Genomic DNA, 15566 nt, shown 5'->3' with positions numbered 1-15566 from the left:
AGTACGGAGCGGAAAAGCCCGTTCGCGTTAGCGGGACGTAGTCCTTGAGCGACTTGAGTCGCTCGCCAATGCTATGATTACCAATCCCAAGCAAGCACCCACCCCGGTGAAAGACCCGGACAGTGCTGTAAGTCAGCAAGTAAGCGGAACCTTGAGACTTGGTTCCAAGGAACCGTCTAGGGGCGTCTTGACAGCGCCTTTGCGAGTCCGTCTATGGACTGCGTAAGAATCCCCCGACTAAAGTCGGGGGAGTGTCAATCCTATCCCCCATCCCGACAAGCTCTGCTGTGGCGGGAGTACGCCGGAGTTGGTGATGGCAAGGATCCCTGAGGCAAAATTGCAAACTCACCGAGGCTGTCCTTGGGATGGCTGGGCAGGATCCGAAGGGTCGGCAAGCTGCAGCTCCAAAGTTACCAAAAGCTCCGTCCCGCCAGCGCGAGCCGCCGAGGAGGTTGGCGGGGCAGGATGCAAATGAACGAGCAGGTGGCGCAGCTTGGGCGGGAGATCCTGCAACTGATCCAACAACAAGTTTAGAGATATGGCCGATTCTCTGGAAAACAGGGATCCCGCCGAGGCTACGGGTGGCAAAGGAGAACGGGCAAGGGCATCCGCAACCAAAGACCGGATCAGCTCCTGCTGTTCCCGCCACAGGGATTGGCTGATTTCTAGGGGAAAGGTGAGGTGAGGAGCGCCGCGGCGCTGCCAGAGGCGGAGGATCTGTTCCACAGAGGCGGCCTTGTAGCGCCCCTGGTAGAGGGCTTCCAGCAGAGCTGCCGGGATCCAAGAGGCCGGGAACCGCTGGCTCCAGCGCTCCACCCACACCTGGCCGGGCTGCCCCTCCAGCTCAAACCCGTAGCGCTCCAAAAAGGTGGCGGGATCCATCAGGCAGGGCCCAAGGAAACTCAACCCAAGGCTAACCCAGATCCGGCAAGATAAAGGGGAGATAAAGCTTTCCTTCCCGGATCCCGCAAGACGGCTCTCGTCCTAGAATACCGCTATTGGCCTTCCATGCAGGCTCTGTGAAGAGGCTATGAAGCTGCGGTACGGCGAAGACTCAGTGGTCAACGGGCCCCAGCTCCAGCGCTGCCTCCAGAGCACGATCGCTGTCGGGAAATTGCGCCAGCAGCCGCCCTAGAAAGGTGGCATCTCCCGTCAGGCCGTACAGACTCATGAGCACATCCCCGGCATAGCGGCTCTGCGGGAAGCGGGCCAGCAGCTCATTGCCGGCGTAGATCGCCTGGCGGGCATAGCCGTCCCGCAAGGCTTTGGCTTCCAGAAAGTAGCGATCTCCAGGGTCGCTGGGATCCACGTAGTCGGGCAGCGGCGTGTCGAACAAGCTGGCATCTTCGGTCACCCCTGGGGGAAAGCCCGGCAGCGGATAGATGGCTGCCGTCTCGTCGGGAGGGTAGGCGGTGTACTGGCGGTAGAGGATCACCACCTGCCAGTAAAGACTTTTCTCTTGCAAGTGGGCAGGGGCGCTGGGATCCGCCAGCACAGAGCCGAGCAACTCTGCTGCCACAGCATGGTGATTGGCCCGCTGATAGTTGGATAAGGAACCATCAGAAGCAGCCGGTCGGGGCGGTGTCCTTTCCTCGGCATCCAGGCTGAGGCCAGCAGCGCGGTTGCGGTTAAACAGCCACAGGTAGCCATTGCGCCAACCGTCGGCAGCGGCCCAGTGGGCGGCCAGTTGATAGCGCTGCTGGGGGGTGGAGCGGGCTTGCCACCGCCTCAATTCTCGCCAGCGTTTTCGTTGGGCCTGGATTTCCGGATCCAAAGGGGTGCGGCTGCCGGGTTCTGGATCCCAGTCGTAAAGCCAGTAGCTGCCATCCAGCAAGGGGTAGCGCTCCAACACCGCATCCAAAGCCAGATTTTCCGTCAACCGGAGGGCTTGGTCGTAGCGGTGCTCGCGGGCGTAGCGCACCGCCAGCGCATAGCGGACGGCGGCAGCCAGAGGATGATCCCCGTGGCGGTCGAGAAAAGCCTGCAACTCGCCGGGGGTTGCGCCGCTGTCTAGGAGCAAAAGCAGGCGGCGGCGCAAGACGTAGCGCATGTCCCCATCGCCAAAGGGCTCCGCCAGCCAGTTGGCCAAAAGGAGCAGCGCCTCCTCCCGCTTGCTTTGCCACTCCAAGGTGCGCGTCAACCAAAAGAGGGCATCGTCGGCGCCGGGGTGATCCGGGTAGGCGGTCAGCCAAGCCCGCCAAAGGGCCTCTTCTTCTGCCGGGGGGAAAGGCCGCGGGATCGGCTCGCCGGTCTCGGGATTGTGGGGGGAATAGCCAAAATAGCTGCCCCCGCGAATGCGGGCATATTCCCGGCAAGCTTGGGTAAAGCGGGAGTTGGGAAAAGCCTCCGCCAGCTGCAGCAAAACCAAACCATTGCTGATGCCGTGCAGAGCGGCCAAATCCTCGTTGAGAGACCTCTGCAGCAGCGGCTCCCCGACGGGATCCCCCTTGATGTAGAGCAGGGCCGCCGCCAAAAACCGCTGTGGGTCGGCATCATCGGCCACCACACTGCGCAACAACACCTGAGCACCAGGGTTGAGGGTTTCCGGCTCCGCTATCTGCAGCAGAAAAAACTCTCGAGATGAGGGTGGCAAACCTTCATACAGAGGGCGCACCGCCTGCACTGTTGGCTGTTCTAGGAGCAGCACCTGGTCGGCGCGCCCATAAAAATCGATGTAAGAGGTGGTACTCCCCTCAACCCGCTGCCGCACCGCCTGCACCTGGGATAGCGCCCAGGATGGGATCCCTTCCTCCTCATAGGGCAAGACGCTCAAGAGTTTCTTGGCCCGCTGTGGAGGGCTGCTTTCCAAGGCGGGGATCAGCACCCCGTAGACCTGCTCTCGAAAGGGAAATCCTTCTTGGGTGAGCAAGCTGTTGAGCCAGTTGAGATTGAAACTCCACTCCGGGCTATCGGCTTGGATCCCGGCCAAGGCCAGCTCGGTGAGGCGCTGCACCGACTCTGGCCGATCCAGCCCAAACAGCTCGTACTGGGGCGGGATCTCCTGACCGCTGGAGTAGTCGTAGCCCCCGAACAACGCCGCTGGGGCGAAAAACTCAGCCGGATTTTGCCGCAGCCGATCCTCCAACCACCAGCGGCTGTAAGGCAGGCCATGGCTTTGTAAAGTGTAAAAGGCGTAGCTGCGGCGGCTTGGGTCGGCGGATCCCCCCCAGCGGGCTAGCACAGGATAGGTCAGAGGAAACCAGCGGTCGCTTGGGCCGGGATCGAACGCTGCCACATCTTCATAGCCGGAGAAAGCGGCGTACCGATAGAGGATCAGATCCCGGTGCATCTGCAGCCGTAGCCGCTGCAGTAGGACGTAGCCCCCCGCTCCCAGCCCCGCCAGGAGGCCGGCGGCGAGGGCCAGCGTTGCCACAGGACGAAGGGGAAAGCGGCGGGACGAGGGCGCAGCAGGCGGGGTATCCGGATTCATAAAACCCAATCCAAGTCCAGGCGGGCGTCCCCACTCTACTCGATTCTTTCCGAGCGCGGATAGAGGGCCTACAGCCATTTCGGGCCGGCCGCTTTCGATCACGGCTGCCGACGTAAACACCACACGGCTCCGGGCACGTCGGTTTCTCCCTCTCGCCGCAGGGTAAAGTTCTGATGATAGACGGGATCCAGCCCTGCCCGTTCTGCCTGCCGCAGCACGTAGGCGGCGGAGTGGGCAGAGCGCCCCGTGGTGGATCCCAGCTCGTAGCCGGGGACGGATCCCTGCTCGACGGTGAAGGCCAAAAGCCCGCCGGGATTGAGCACCCGCCCACAGGCCGGCAAGACCTGGCCCAAATCCCCCAGATAGATGAACACATCTGCCGCCAGGAGCAAGTCGTAGCGCTCTGAATCAAGCCGTGGCCATGGCCTTCGCGGCCTTTAAAATGAGGTAATCTAACATGCCGGTGTTCTCTTCGCCGCGGTAGTTACAAGTGGAGCGCACCAGCCACAGCCCCTTCCGAGTTCGGCAACAGAGGTTGAGCAGCGTGCGAGCCAGAATTTGTTGACGCGCCTGTAGGTCTTGGGCCGCGTCGAAAACCTCCCCATCCCACTCCGGTGTCAGCACACGGCTGTTGTAAAGCACACGCCAGAGAGAACGGGACCAAAGCGGATTGGTGATGTCGAACCAAAACTGGTAATCTGCCTCTAAACCTCGATTGATATAGGCCACCGGCGTCGCCACCACCAGGTAGCGGGAATAGTCGGGCTCAAAGCGTCCGCTGCTGGGGGTTTGTCCCGAGCGGATCATGGCCAAAAAGGCGGCATCCCCTTCGGTAGGGAAGGCCCGGCGAAACCGTTGCGCCGCCTCTATCAGCACGCGCAGCAGCTCCTGATCCTGAGGGGAGGAAATCACCGGGGCCAAGTGATCGGCAAAAAACCGCTGAAAGAAGACGGCCAATGAAGGCCCAGGAGGATAGCCGCGTAGCCAATCGAACAATCGCTGGTAGCGCTCCAGGTTGGCAAACCCCACCCGCTCCGGCTGCCGTACCGCGGTTCGGGAACGCAGAGAACGACCCACCGGATCCCAGGTATCTTGGGCCAACAGGGCTGCCCGGATGGGATCCAGATCCAACACCCAGCTCAACAGCAGCCGCCAGGCCGGCAGGGTGGGAAAAGCGCCCCACTCGGGATGGGCCAATTCCGCTGCCGTCAGCACTGCGCGCACCAACGGGTAGCGGATCAACGCCGGGAAAGGGGCGATCGGCAAGACCTCCGGCAATTGCTCCTGCAGCCTCAGGCTCACCCCCACATCCATACGCGGCAGCAAAACAGCAATGCGAGAGGCCGGGATCCCGGCCCGCAAAAGCTGCCGGATCTCAGCAACCATCCCTTCCACCGCTGTAAACAGAGTCTCTCCCTCCAGCACCTGCACCTTCGGCGGCTCTCCCCCCTTCGGTTCGGGCAGCGAATGCGAAAACTGGGGATCCAGCACCCGCACAATCTGCACCCCCAGCCGAATCATGCCGGCCGAGCCGCGATAGCTCCTCTCCAGAAGCTGAACCCGGGTGTTTTCCATCAAAAAGTCAGCTACTGCCTCCGGGATCCCGGTCAACGAGACTCCGCCGCCGAGGGTGTAGCTAAAAAACTGGCTTTGCAGATGGGCTTGCCCTTGCCGGTAAAACTCCAGCGCCACCCCGCAACTGTCTTCCGCCTGATCCACGATCAGGTGATCCCACTCCTGCCAAAACTCCGCCAGCGGCAAGATGTACTCACCAAACAGCCGGATCTGCAAGCCAAAATCCAGGGATCCCAGCCGCAACCCCACCTCCCACAGCCGCTCCACACAACAGCCCATCGCCTGCAAAGCCTCTGCCCGCCCCGGATCCCCCTCCGCCGGCCAGGCCGCTGCCAGCCGGGATCCCACCGCTTCCGCCGCCAAACCCGAAGCCCCCGCAATATAGGCAGCACTGCTGATCTGATCCCAGATCTGGAACTCCTTGAGCCCAACGCCGGCAAAGACTTGCCCATGCCGCGGGCACAAAGCGCAGGCCCGTTGGCAGAGAAATTGAGTCAGATCCTTGGCCAAGGGGATCGGCTCAAACTGAGGGGGCAACTGCGGGAGGCGGGCACACACCTGCGGCCAATGATCGGCCAGAGAGCGCCCCACCCGCTGCAAGAACGTCTCGATCCGCCACGGCCCCACCAAACCCAAGCTGGACTGCTGCAAGCGCCGCAACACCTCATCCGCCTGCCGTTGACTCCGCACCAAAAACAAGATCCGCGCCGGATCGGATCCCGCCTGCAACAAACTCCAATAGCGCTCCACACAAGCCTGGGTCAGCCCACTGCCTGCCCAGCCCAGCACACTTTGGAAGGGATCCCGCCAATGGTTCCTCATTGCTTCCACCGTCATTGGCCTCCCCAACCATTTTCTCGGCAAAAGACTGGACAAATAGGCCTTCGCTTCATTATGATTGGTTTTCGTTGCCAACTAAGCCCACGCGCTTCGGCAACCCAACGTACTGCTATTCCAGATACTGCCTCTTTGCAGGCAAGTCTGAGCAGTTCTAAGCAAAAGCAGTTTGGCGTGTAACTTCAGGCCGAGCTGAGCAGCAGGCCCAGTGCTGTCCAGATTGGCAGGGATCCTAGCCTCTCCCTGCACTGTTTTTTTGCCTGAGCCAGCAGACTTAGCCAGAGTCTGATTTTCCTGCCGTCACGCTGCTGCTCTACGCATCTGGCTGACCCAGCCAAAGGGCTCCGTCTCGACGGCTAGCTGATTGTCGGAGTGAGCCGGTTCTGAGTTGATGAAAACGAGTCGTGCAGGCTCGAGGGGAGGTTCTTGTGGCACTTGGCATCCTTGGCAGAAAAGTCGGCATGACCCAGATCTTCTCTCCAGAAGGGCTGGCCATTCCGGTCACCGTTGTACAGGCCGGGCCTTGCACGGTGACCCAGATCAAAACCCAAGCCACAGATGGCTACAACGCCGTTCAGTTGGGCTACTTGCCCACTGCCGAAAAGCATCTCACGCGGGCGCAGCGGGGCCACCTCAGCAAAGCGGGGGTGGCAGAGCTACTGCGCCACCTGCGGGAGTTTCGGGTTGACCAGCCAGAAGCCTACCAGTTGGGGCAAAAAATTACCGTTGAGATTTTCTCCCCCGGCCAATTGGTGGATGTGGCGGGCACCTCCATCGGGCGAGGGTTTGCCGGCTATCAGAAGCGGCACCACTTCGGCCGTGGCCCCATGTCCCACGGCTCCAAAAACCACCGCCGGCCAGGCTCCATCGGCGCCGGCACAACTCCAGGCCGCGTCTTTCCGGGGATGCGCATGGCAGGGCGGCTGGGAGGTGGCCGAGCCACCACCCGTAAATTGCAATTGGTGCAGGTGGATCCGGAGCGGGATCTGCTGGTGATCAAGGGTTGCGTGCCCGGCGTGGAAGGGGGGCTGCTGGAGATCACCCCTGCTAAGCAGGTGGGCAACAGACGTTAGGCAAAACCAAGGCTGACCGGCATCCGCGAAGACGAGGAAACCATGGCAAGTTGTGTGGTGAAAAATTGGCAAGGGGAAACGGTGGGCAGCGCCGAGCTAAGTCTTAAAGTGGCTCGTCCCGCAACAGCTCCCCACATCCTCTATCTGGCTCTGCGCCGGCAGATGACCAACGCTCGCCAGGGCAACGCCCACACCAAGACCCGAGCCGAAGTGCGGGGTGGCGGTCGCAAGCCTTGGAAGCAGAAAGGTACCGGTCGGGCTCGCGCCGGCTCCATTCGCTCCCCCCTGTGGCGCAAAGGTGGGGTGATCTTCGGCCCCCGCAAGCGGGAGTACAACCTGGCCATGAACCGCAAAGAGCGGCAACTGGCCCTGCGCACCGCTCTGCAAAGCCGGGTGGAAGACCTGATCGTGGTGGAAGATTTCCAGGAGCAGCTCAACCCACCCAAGACCCGCGCCGTGGCCCAAGCTCTGCTGCGCTGGGGAGTGATGGAGGATCAATCAGCTTTGCTCATTGTTGCCGAACGCTCGCAAGCTGTAGAGCGGGCCGTGCGCAACATTGCCCGCGTCAAGCTGATCGGCCTGGATCAGATCAACGTTTTTGATCTGCTCAACGTCGATTGGGTGCTGATCACCACCTCTGCCCTGGAACAGCTCAAGGCCCGCTGGGGATCCGGCGCAGCAACAGAAGCTGTAACCCAAGCCGAAGCCGCCGAAGGTCAAGCTCAGCCAGAAGATCCAAAAGCGCAAGCAGATCAGGCGGATCAAGAAGTTGCTCCAGCAACTCTCCAAGAGCCAACAGATCAGGCTGTAGTCGAGGAAGAGTTGCAGGAGCAGGACAGTGCCCAGCCACCAGCCGTAGAAGAGGCCGAAACAGCCGCAGCAGAGGAGGAAGACGATGACTGAGAGCAAGCGGATCCTGGCCGATATCTTGTTGCGACCCGTCATCACCGAAAAGGCAACCGCCCTGATGGAACAGCGCAAATACGTCTTTGAAGTGATGCCCACCGCCACCAAGCCCCTCATCCGAGCCGCCGTCGAGGAGATGTTCGGAGTGCGGGTCACCTCGGTCAACACCCTAAAGCTGCCCCGCAAGCAACGGCGGGTGGGTCGCTTTGTTGGCTATCGCACCCGTCCCAAGCGAGCCATCGTCACCTTGGCCGAGGGAGATTCCATCACCCTCTTCCCGGATACCTAGACCCTTTGATCCCTTGTTACTAAGCCGCTACCCCTAGTCCTCCACCCCCACCCGAGCCATGGGCATTCGTACTCTCCGACCGTACACCCCCAGCACCCGTCACATGACGGTCTCTGACTTCGAGGAGCTGTCCCGTGACGAGAACGGCAAGCGGCCCAGACCGGAAAAGTCTCTGCTGCAATTTCTTCACCGCAAGAAAGGGCGCAACAACCGCGGCGTCATCACCTGCCGCCACCGGGGCGGCGGCCACAAGCGGCTTTATCGCATCATCGACTTCCGCCGCGACAAACGCGGGATCCCGGCCACCGTCAAAACCGTGGAGTACGATCCCAACCGCAGTGCCCACATCTGCCTGGTGGAATACGAAGACGGTGAGAAACGCTACATCCTCGCTCCCCGTAACCTACAGGTGGGATCCACCATCATGGCCGGGCCTGAGGCCCCCTTTGAGATCGGCAATGCCATGCCTTTAGAGCGGATCCCGTTGGGAACGGTGGTTCACAATGTGGAGCTGTATCCCGGTCGCGGCGGGCAGATCGTTCGCGCTGCCGGGGCTGGAGCTCAAGTGGTGGCCAGAGAGGGCAAATATGTCTCCCTTAAGCTGCCCTCTGGCGAAGTCCGCATGATCCGCGGCGAGTGCTACGCCACCATCGGCCAACTGGGCAACGTCGACCACAACAACCTCAGCCTGGGCAAGGCCGGTCGCAGCCGTTGGTTGGGGCGCCGTCCCCACGTGCGTGGCTCGGTGATGAACCCCGTCGATCACCCCCACGGCGGCGGGGAAGGAAAAGCACCCATCGGTCGCAGTACCCCTGTCACCCCTTGGGGCAAGCCCACCCTGGGCTACAAAACTCGTAAGCGCAACAAGCCCAGCAACAAGTTCATCGTGCGCGGTCGCCGTCGTGGAGGTCGTCGCGACAGAGGTGGGAGAGCCGCTCAATAGCAATCTGCTGGCCATCCGTATCCTCAAGCGTTTTCGAGGCTGAATTGCTTGTCAAACTGTCGAGGTTCTTATGGGACGTTCGCTAAAAAAAGGCCCCTTTGTGGATGCCAAGCTTCTTCTCAAGGTGGAGAAGATGAATGAGCGCAACGAGAAGCACATGATCAAAACCTGGTCGCGGGCCAGCACCATCCTGCCGGTGATGATCGGCCACACCATTGCCGTGCACAACGGCAAGCAACACGTGCCCATCTACATCACCGATCAGATGGTGGGCCACAAGCTGGGCGAGTTTGTTCCCACCCGTACCTTCCGCGGCCATGCGGGTAGCGACAAAAAAGCATCTCGCCGTTAACTGAGCGGCTGATAAGGAGAGCGATCTAGTAGGAGAGCGTTATGGCTGATTCATCGTCGGATATTAAAGCGGTAGCCCGCTACATCCGCATGTCCCCCTTCAAAGTGCGGCGGGTGCTGAACCAGATCCGAGGGCGCACCTATGCCGACGCCCTGATCCTGTTGGAGTTCATGCCCTACGCTGCTTGTGAGCCGGTGCGCAAGGTGCTGCGCTCGGCGGTGGCCAATGCGGAACACAACAGCGGCCTGGATCCGCGGGATCTGGTGATCAGCCAAGCCTACGCCGATCAGGGGCCTGTGCTGAAGCGGTTTCGCCCCCGCGCTCAAGGTCGGGCCTACCCCATTCGCAAGCGCACCTGTCACATCACCATCGCCGTCCGGCCTATAGAAGAAGCTGGAGCAGCAACAACTTCCTAACCTTCCCTATTCCCAGACCTCTACCCCTCAACCGACAACACCATGGGACAGAAGATCCACCCCACCGGTTTCCGCCTCGGCGTGATCAAAGAACATCGCAGCCGCTGGTTTGCCGATCCGGCCCGCTACCCGGCCTTGTTGCAGGAGGACGATCAGATCCGCGCCTACCTGACCAAGCAGTTGAGCAGTGCCGGCCTGGCCGACATCCAGATTGAGCGTAAGGCGGATCAAATTGACCTCGAGATCCGCGCTGCTCGCCCTGGGGTGGTGGTGGGTCGGGGAGGATCTGGCTTAGAGACTTTGCGCCAAGGCCTACAAAAAGAGCTGAGCTCACGAGGTGGCGGCGAACGAACCATCCGCATCAACGTTGTGGAAGTTACCCGTGCCGATGCCGAAGCAGCTTTGCTGGCGGAAAGTATTGCCCAACAGCTGGAACGGCGGATTGCTTTTCGCCGCATCGTGCGCCAGGTCATCCAGCGGGCGCAGCGGGCCGGTGTACAAGGGATCAAAATCCAAATTGCCGGTCGCCTCAACGGGGCCGAGATCGCCCGCACCGAATGGACGCGGGAGGGGCGGATCCCTTTGCACACCCTGCGGGCCGACATCGACTACGCCGAGCACCTCGCCCGCACCACCTTCGGCATCATCGGGGTCAAAGTTTGGGTCTTTAAAGGAGAAGTTCTGCCCGGGCAGGAACGTCCCGAACAAAAGGTTCCCCTGCAACAGCCCAAACGCCGGCAGCAGCGGCGGCGGCCCACCTTTGAAGATCGCTCGGCAACAGCAGAGACTTGAGCGTCGGCTAGGGATCCCATCGGTTCGCCAATGATTGAGGAACGGCTATGTTAAGCCCCAAACGCACCAAATACCGTAAGCAACAGCGCGGGCGCATGAAAGGCAAAGCGACCCGCGGCAACCGCATCAACTTTGGGGAATACGGCCTTGTGGCCCTAGAACCCGCCTGGATTACGGCTCGGCAGATCGAAGCCAGCCGTCGGGCCATGACGCGCTACGTCCGGCGAGGCGGCCAAATCTGGATCCGCATCTTTCCCGACAAGCCTGTTACCCAACGGCCTGCCGAAACCCGCATGGGATCCGGCAAAGGCAACCCCGAGTATTGGGTTTGCGTCGTCAAGCCAGGCCGCATCCTCTTTGAGATGGGAGGAGTGCCTGAAGCCACGGCTCGAGAGGCCATGCGCCTGGCCGCCCAAAAGCTGCCGATCAAAGTCAAGTTTGTAACCAAAGCCGACTTTGAGAAGCCGGAACCTGCCCAGGAAGCAGTTCCGGAAACCCCAGAACCGGTAGCTAGCCCTACCTGAGGGAGGAGAGTCAACCATGCCCATGCCCAAAATTGCCGATGCCCGTGCCCTATCGGACGAGGAACTGAGCCAGGAGATCTACGCCGTCAAAAAAGAGCTGTTCGAGCTGCGTTTGCAGCAGGCCACGCGGCAGTTGAACCAGCCCCACCTCATTCGCCTGCGCAAACACAAGCTGGCTCAACTGCTGACCGTTGAATCCGAGCGCAAACGCGGCAAGTTCTTGCCCTCAACTCAGACCCAGAAGGAGGAGTAATGCCTGCTCGCGAAAAGATCGGCGTTGTTGTCAGCAACAAGATGCAAAAGACGGTGGTTGTTGCCGTGGAAAACCGGGTTGCCCACCCCAAATACGGCAAAATCGTCGTCAAAACCAAAAAGTTTAAAGCCCACGACGAGGAGAACCGCTGCCAAGAAGGGGATCTGGTGCGCATCACCGAAACCCGTCCCCTCAGCCGCACCAAGCGTTGGCAAGTGGCCGAAATCTTACGGGAGGTGAAGAAACTATGATTCAGCAGCAAACCATGCTGACGGTTGCCGATAACACCGGCGCCCGCAAGATGATGTGTATTCGCGTGTTGGGCAGCAGTGGCCGCCGCTACGCCAGCTTGGGCGATGTGATTATCGGCGTCGTCAAAGATGCCCTGCCCAACATGCCCGTCAAAAAATCTGACGTCGTCAAGGCCGTGGTCATCCGCACCGTCGATACCGTACGTCGCCCTGACGGCATGTGCATCCGCTTCGACGACAACGCCGCCGTGATCATCAACAACGACGGTAACCCCCGTGGGACTCGTGTTTTCGGCCCTGTGGCTCGCGAGCTGCGGGAGAAAAACTTCACCAAGATCATCTCCCTTGCTCCGGAGGTACTCTAGATGGCCCGCCCCCTCAAGCCCAGCCAAATTCGGCGCTTAATCCGGCAACCCGGCATTCGCAAGCACCGCAACAGCCTGCGCTACAAAATGCGCATCAAGCAGGGGGATACCGTGCAGGTGATCTCCGGCGATGACAAAGGCAAAATCGGCGAGGTGCTGCGGGTTTTTCCCGAGCGCAACATGGTTGTGGTGGAAGGAGTCAACATCGTCACCTACCACCGCAAGCCGCAGCGAGAAGGGGAAAGTGGCCGAATTGAGACCAAAGAAGCCCCGATCCACGCCTGCAAGGTGATGCTCTATTCCAAGAAGCAGGAGGTGGCCAGCCGCATCCGCTATCAAATCACCGCCGATGGCCGCAAAGTCCGTGTCCTCAAGAAAACAGGCGAGATCCTCGACTAAGTGTCCCTTGAAGTTGACTAGGGCTCTGACCCAGCCCAGAGCCAAAAGGAGAAGCCACCATGCCGCAACGCCTGCAAATCCACTACAACACTGTCATCGTCCCCAAGCTACAAAAAGAGTTGGGCTACACCAACATCCATCAGGTGCCCCGCCTGGAGAAGATCGTCATCAACCGCGGCTTAGGGGAAGCCTCCCAAAATGCCAAAGCTCTGGAGTCCTCCATTGCCGAGATCAGCGCCATCACCGGCCAGCGTCCGGTGATCACCCGCGCCAGAAAGGCCATCGCCAGCTTCAAAATCCGCAAGGGCATGCCGGTTGGCCTGATGGTAACCCTAAGGCGGGAGCGCATGTATGCATTTTTGGATCGCTTGATCAATGTTGCCCTGCCCCGTATCCGCGACTTCCGCGGCATCAGCCCCAAAGCCTTCGACGGACGCGGCAACTACACCCTTGGCATTCGTGAACAACTGATCTTTCCGGAAATTAACTACGACTCTGTAGATCAGCTGCGAGGTATGGATATCTCCATCGTGACCACTGCTAAAACCGATGAAGAAGGCCGTGCCCTGCTCAAGGCGTTTGGCATGCCCTTTGCTTCTTAGGTTTGCCTATCCTGAGTTTTCTTGATCGATCTTCCGAGGAGCACTGACCCACCGATGGCCCACACCAACGACACGATCGCCGACATGCTCACCCGCATTCGCAATGCCACCCTGGCTCGGCACGAGTCGGTGGCAGTTCCGGCCACGCGCATGACCCGCAGCATCGCTCGCGTTCTTCATGAAGAAGGGTTCGTCAGCGAATGGAAAGAGGAAGGAGAAGGGATCCAAGCCCGCGTGGTGTTGCGGTTGAAGTATAAAGGCAAAGGGCGCAACTGCAGGCCCATCATCAACGGCTTAAAGCGAGTGAGCCGGCCGGGCCTGCGGGTTTACCGCAGCCACAAAGAGCTGCCCCGCGTATTGGGCGGAATTGGGATTGCCATCATCTCTACTTCCAACGGCATCATGACCGATCGGGAGGCTCGCAAACAGGGCATTGGTGGCGAAGTACTCTGTTTTGTCTACTAGGTTCTCAGTTTTCTCTTGTCAGGAGTTTTCCCATGTCTCGCATCGGTAGACGCCCCATCGCCCTTCCTGCCAAGGTGGAGATCCAGATCGACGGCCAGCACATTGCGGTGAAAGGCCCGAAAGGACAACTGTCCCGCAGTTTGCCTCCCCTGATCACCGTCCGGCAAGACGCTCAGATGCTCACGGTCAGCCGGCTCAACGATTCCCGTCCCGCCCGCCAACTGCACGGCCTCTGCCGCACCCTGGTGGCCAACATGGTAGATGGGGTATCGAAGGGATTTGAGCGGCGGCTGGAGCTGGTAGGTGTCGGTTACCGCGCTTCCACCCAAGGCAGCAAGTTAATCCTGAACGTCGGCTACAGCCACCCGGTGGAGATCCCCTTTCCCCCCGGCATCCAAATGGCCGTTGAAGGAAACAACATCGTTGTCGTCTCAGGTATGGATAAAGAACTGGTGGGCAACACTGCCGCCCGCATTCGGGCCGTCCGGCCCCCAGAGCCCTACAAGGGAAAAGGGATCCGTTATCTGGGAGAACAAGTTCGCCGTAAGGCAGGTAAATCGGGCAAAGCCAAGAAGTAAATAGCCTATGAAAACCAACCGCAAAATCACCACCCAACGTCGCCATCGCCGCATTCGCCGCAAGGTCTTTGGCACTGCCGAGCGGCCTCGCCTGGCTGTGTTTCGCTCCCATCGACACATCTACGCCCAGGTGATCGACGATGTAGCTCAGCATACCCTAACCTCTGCCTCCACCCTGGACACGGAGCTGCGCGAAAAATTCAAAGAGACCGGGACGGCCACCCAAGAGGCGGCTGCCTTGGTGGGCCGCTCAGTTGCCGAGCGGGCCTTGCAAATGGGTATTTCTCGCGTGGTTTTCGATCGGGGGGGCAAGCTTTATCACGGGCGCGTTCAAGCGCTGGCAGAGGCTGCCCGAGAGGCGGGGTTACAGTTCTAGCTACTGAGGAAAAGGCACATGGCTGAGCAGAGAGAACGTCGCAGAAGCAAAAAAAGCCGCGAAGAGCAACCCACCGAGTGGCAAGAACGGGTTATCCAGATTCGGCGCGTCACCAAGGTGGTCAAGGGCGGCAAAAAACTGAGCTTTCGCGCGGTGGTGGTGGTCGGCAACGAGCGCGGCCAAGTTGGAGTCGGCGTGGGCAAAGCCAACGACGTGATCGGGGCCGTGCGCAAGGGAGTGGTGGACGGCAAAAAGCACCTCATTGAAGTTCCCCTCACCAAAGGATTGTCCGTCCCCCATCCCATGCGGGGGGCAGGTGGCGGTGCCGCCGTCTTGGTGATGCCAGCAGCTCCCGGCACAGGCGTCATCGCCGGGGGAGCGGTGCGCACCGTTCTGGAGTTGGCAGGTGTACGCAACAGCTTGGCCAAGCAACTGGGATCCAGCAACCCCCTCAACAATGCCCGTGCCACCATTGATGCGCTGCGGCGGATGCGAACCTTTGAACAGGTGGCTCAAGATCGAGATATCGATGTGCGCCGCCTATTCAGCAAGTGATGAACCCATGATATAGAGCAAGGGAGCTGGAAGCCATGCGACTGGAAGACATTCGACCTCAAGCAGGTTCGAGGCGGCGGCGGCGGCGCCTGGGCCGTGGCGTTGCTGCCGGGCAGGGAGCCTCCTGTGGCAAGGGGATGCGAGGGCAGAAGGCCCGCAAGGGAGGCAGCACGCGACCCGGCTTTGAAGGCGGCCAGACCCCTCTTTATCGGCGTTTGCCCAAGCTTAAACATTTCCCCCGCTACACCCGGCGTCTGGAGTACACGCTGATCAACCTGCGCGCCTTGACAGAGCTGCCTGCCGGCAGCGAGGTTAGCCTGGAAAGTCTGATGGAACGGGGGATCGTGACCACCAACGATGGCCCGCTGAAGATCTTGGGAGATGGGGAAATCGGCGTGCCCCTGACGATCAGGGCGGCTGCCATCACCCCCTCAGCCCAAGCCAAGATCGAGGCAGCCGGCGGCCGGGTCGAGCTTGTGGGATCCCAAGCCGCCGGCTCCTAGATGGGCCGAGGTTGGCAGCATTTCATTTTGCCGACTTCCCCAGCGGAAGCGTAGAGTGGTAAGTAGCTCACCTGGCCCTTTG

21 protein-coding genes and 1 pseudogene are annotated in these 15566 nt (G+C 60.6%); 18 read left to right on the top strand and 4 right to left on the bottom strand.

All coding sequences use genetic code 11. The annotated features are described in order from the left end of the window. Positions 1-345: 345 nt before the first annotated feature. The 4 genes from NW844_RS02865 to NW844_RS02850 form a co-directional block, all read right to left on the bottom strand. Positions 346-906 (bottom strand): hypothetical protein, encoded by a 561-nt coding sequence (locus tag NW844_RS02865; RefSeq protein ID WP_414333301.1) that lies wholly within the window; start codon positions 904-906, stop codon positions 346-348. A 148-nt stretch (positions 907-1054) separates the two neighbouring features. Next, positions 1055-3430, bottom strand: a complete 2376-nt coding sequence (locus NW844_RS02860; protein ID WP_414333299.1) for a tetratricopeptide repeat protein — start codon at positions 3428-3430, stop codon at positions 1055-1057. A gap of 98 nt (positions 3431-3528) precedes the next feature. Next, positions 3529-3804 (bottom strand): hypothetical protein, encoded by a 276-nt coding sequence (locus NW844_RS02855; protein WP_414333297.1) that lies wholly within the window; start codon positions 3802-3804, stop codon positions 3529-3531. 34 nt (positions 3805-3838) lie between these two features. Next, positions 3839-5827, bottom strand: coding sequence for a hypothetical protein (locus NW844_RS02850; RefSeq protein WP_414333295.1), 1989 nt, complete (start codon positions 5825-5827; stop codon positions 3839-3841). A gap of 443 nt (positions 5828-6270) precedes the next feature. On the opposite strand from NW844_RS02850, the gene rplC reads away from it, so the two are divergent. From rplC to rplO, 18 genes and pseudogenes are all read left to right on the top strand, one after another. Further along, entirely contained in the window at positions 6271-6915 is a 645-nt protein-coding gene (gene rplC, locus NW844_RS02845; protein ID WP_414333293.1) for a 50S ribosomal protein L3, read from the top strand. A 42-nt stretch (positions 6916-6957) separates the two neighbouring features. Continuing rightward, positions 6958-7584 (top strand): annotated as a pseudogene (gene rplD / locus NW844_RS02840) (50S ribosomal protein L4); the annotation flags it as partial. 226 nt (positions 7585-7810) lie between these two features. Next, the gene (locus tag NW844_RS02835; protein WP_414333291.1) at positions 7811-8110 is read left to right on the top strand and encodes a 50S ribosomal protein L23; all 300 of its coding nucleotides are present in this window, start codon (positions 7811-7813) and stop codon (positions 8108-8110) included. Positions 8111-8168: 58 nt separating this feature from the next. Further along, positions 8169-9053, top strand: coding sequence for a 50S ribosomal protein L2 (rplB, locus tag NW844_RS02830; protein WP_414333289.1), 885 nt, complete (start codon positions 8169-8171; stop codon positions 9051-9053). Between the two features lie 70 nt (positions 9054-9123). Next, positions 9124-9405, top strand: a complete 282-nt coding sequence (gene rpsS, locus NW844_RS02825) for a 30S ribosomal protein S19 (RefSeq protein ID WP_414333287.1) — start codon at positions 9124-9126, stop codon at positions 9403-9405. A gap of 41 nt (positions 9406-9446) precedes the next feature. After that, positions 9447-9821 carry a 50S ribosomal protein L22 gene (gene rplV, locus NW844_RS02820; RefSeq protein WP_414333285.1) on the top strand — a complete coding sequence of 125 codons (375 nt, stop codon included), beginning with the start codon at positions 9447-9449 and terminating at the stop codon, positions 9819-9821. 42 nt (positions 9822-9863) lie between these two features. After that, a complete protein-coding gene (gene rpsC, locus NW844_RS02815; RefSeq protein WP_414333283.1) occupies positions 9864-10613 on the top strand; it encodes a 30S ribosomal protein S3 in 750 nt (249 codons plus the stop codon). 47 nt (positions 10614-10660) lie between these two features. Beyond that, positions 10661-11137, top strand: a complete 477-nt coding sequence (gene rplP, locus NW844_RS02810; protein WP_414333281.1) for a 50S ribosomal protein L16 — start codon at positions 10661-10663, stop codon at positions 11135-11137. A 16-nt stretch (positions 11138-11153) separates the two neighbouring features. Beyond that, a complete protein-coding gene (rpmC, locus tag NW844_RS02805; protein WP_414333279.1) occupies positions 11154-11390 on the top strand; it encodes a 50S ribosomal protein L29 in 237 nt (78 codons plus the stop codon). Continuing rightward, positions 11390-11641, top strand: coding sequence for a 30S ribosomal protein S17 (rpsQ, locus tag NW844_RS02800; RefSeq protein ID WP_414333277.1), 252 nt, complete (start codon positions 11390-11392; stop codon positions 11639-11641). The genes rpmC and rpsQ overlap by 1 nt, the downstream gene beginning before the upstream one ends. Further along, a complete protein-coding gene (rplN, locus tag NW844_RS02795) occupies positions 11638-12006 on the top strand; it encodes a 50S ribosomal protein L14 (RefSeq protein ID WP_011434162.1) in 369 nt (122 codons plus the stop codon). Before rpsQ ends, rplN begins: the two co-directional genes overlap by 4 nt. After that, positions 12007-12405 carry a 50S ribosomal protein L24 gene (gene rplX / locus NW844_RS02790; RefSeq protein ID WP_414333276.1) on the top strand — a complete coding sequence of 133 codons (399 nt, stop codon included), beginning with the start codon at positions 12007-12009 and terminating at the stop codon, positions 12403-12405. A gap of 59 nt (positions 12406-12464) precedes the next feature. Beyond that, a complete protein-coding gene (gene rplE / locus NW844_RS02785) occupies positions 12465-13007 on the top strand; it encodes a 50S ribosomal protein L5 (protein WP_414333275.1) in 543 nt (180 codons plus the stop codon). Between the two features lie 54 nt (positions 13008-13061). Beyond that, positions 13062-13472, top strand: a complete 411-nt coding sequence (gene rpsH, locus NW844_RS02780; RefSeq protein WP_414333273.1) for a 30S ribosomal protein S8 — start codon at positions 13062-13064, stop codon at positions 13470-13472. 32 nt (positions 13473-13504) lie between these two features. Next, positions 13505-14050 carry a 50S ribosomal protein L6 gene (gene rplF, locus NW844_RS02775; RefSeq protein WP_414333271.1) on the top strand — a complete coding sequence of 182 codons (546 nt, stop codon included), beginning with the start codon at positions 13505-13507 and terminating at the stop codon, positions 14048-14050. Positions 14051-14057: 7 nt separating this feature from the next. Continuing rightward, positions 14058-14426, top strand: a complete 369-nt coding sequence (gene rplR / locus NW844_RS02770) for a 50S ribosomal protein L18 (RefSeq protein ID WP_414333269.1) — start codon at positions 14058-14060, stop codon at positions 14424-14426. Between the two features lie 18 nt (positions 14427-14444). Next, entirely contained in the window at positions 14445-14981 is a 537-nt protein-coding gene (gene rpsE, locus NW844_RS02765; RefSeq protein ID WP_414333268.1) for a 30S ribosomal protein S5, read from the top strand. 35 nt (positions 14982-15016) lie between these two features. Next, the gene (rplO, locus tag NW844_RS02760; RefSeq protein WP_414333266.1) at positions 15017-15484 is read left to right on the top strand and encodes a 50S ribosomal protein L15; all 468 of its coding nucleotides are present in this window, start codon (positions 15017-15019) and stop codon (positions 15482-15484) included. The last annotated feature ends 82 nt before the right edge of the window (positions 15485-15566 follow it).

Source organism: Synechococcus sp. H55.2, assembly GCF_047462495.1.
Taxonomy (GTDB): Bacteria; Cyanobacteriota; Cyanobacteriia; order Thermostichales; family Thermostichaceae; genus Thermostichus.
This window is presented reverse-complemented; position numbering and strand designations above follow the sequence as displayed.

Excerpts from the sequence above, each read along its gene's own strand:
- rpsC (WP_414333283.1), top strand. The coding sequence starts at position 9,864 with ATGGGACAGAAGATCCACCCCACCGGTTTCCGCCTCGGCGTGATCAAA.
- rplE (WP_414333275.1), top strand. The coding sequence starts at position 12,465 with ATGCCGCAACGCCTGCAAATCCACTACAACACTGTCATCGTCCCCAAG.
- rplN (WP_011434162.1), top strand. The coding sequence starts at position 11,638 with ATGATTCAGCAGCAAACCATGCTGACGGTTGCCGATAACACCGGCGCC.
- rpsE (WP_414333268.1), top strand. The coding sequence starts at position 14,445 with ATGGCTGAGCAGAGAGAACGTCGCAGAAGCAAAAAAAGCCGCGAAGAG.
- rplX (WP_414333276.1), top strand. The coding sequence starts at position 12,007 with ATGGCCCGCCCCCTCAAGCCCAGCCAAATTCGGCGCTTAATCCGGCAA.
- rpsS (WP_414333287.1), top strand. The coding sequence starts at position 9,124 with ATGGGACGTTCGCTAAAAAAAGGCCCCTTTGTGGATGCCAAGCTTCTT.
- NW844_RS02835 (WP_414333291.1), top strand. The coding sequence starts at position 7,811 with ATGACTGAGAGCAAGCGGATCCTGGCCGATATCTTGTTGCGACCCGTC.
- rpsH (WP_414333273.1), top strand. The coding sequence starts at position 13,062 with ATGGCCCACACCAACGACACGATCGCCGACATGCTCACCCGCATTCGC.
- rplF (WP_414333271.1), top strand. The coding sequence starts at position 13,505 with ATGTCTCGCATCGGTAGACGCCCCATCGCCCTTCCTGCCAAGGTGGAG.
- rplO (WP_414333266.1), top strand. The coding sequence starts at position 15,017 with ATGCGACTGGAAGACATTCGACCTCAAGCAGGTTCGAGGCGGCGGCGG.
- rplB (WP_414333289.1), top strand. The coding sequence starts at position 8,169 with ATGGGCATTCGTACTCTCCGACCGTACACCCCCAGCACCCGTCACATG.
- rplV (WP_414333285.1), top strand. The coding sequence starts at position 9,447 with ATGGCTGATTCATCGTCGGATATTAAAGCGGTAGCCCGCTACATCCGC.
- NW844_RS02850 (WP_414333295.1), bottom strand. The coding sequence starts at position 5,827 with ATGAGGAACCATTGGCGGGATCCCTTCCAAAGTGTGCTGGGCTGGGCA.
- rplP (WP_414333281.1), top strand. The coding sequence starts at position 10,661 with ATGTTAAGCCCCAAACGCACCAAATACCGTAAGCAACAGCGCGGGCGC.
- rplR (WP_414333269.1), top strand. The coding sequence starts at position 14,058 with ATGAAAACCAACCGCAAAATCACCACCCAACGTCGCCATCGCCGCATT.
- NW844_RS02860 (WP_414333299.1), bottom strand. The coding sequence starts at position 3,430 with ATGAATCCGGATACCCCGCCTGCTGCGCCCTCGTCCCGCCGCTTTCCC.
- rpmC (WP_414333279.1), top strand. The coding sequence starts at position 11,154 with ATGCCCATGCCCAAAATTGCCGATGCCCGTGCCCTATCGGACGAGGAA.
- rpsQ (WP_414333277.1), top strand. The coding sequence starts at position 11,390 with ATGCCTGCTCGCGAAAAGATCGGCGTTGTTGTCAGCAACAAGATGCAA.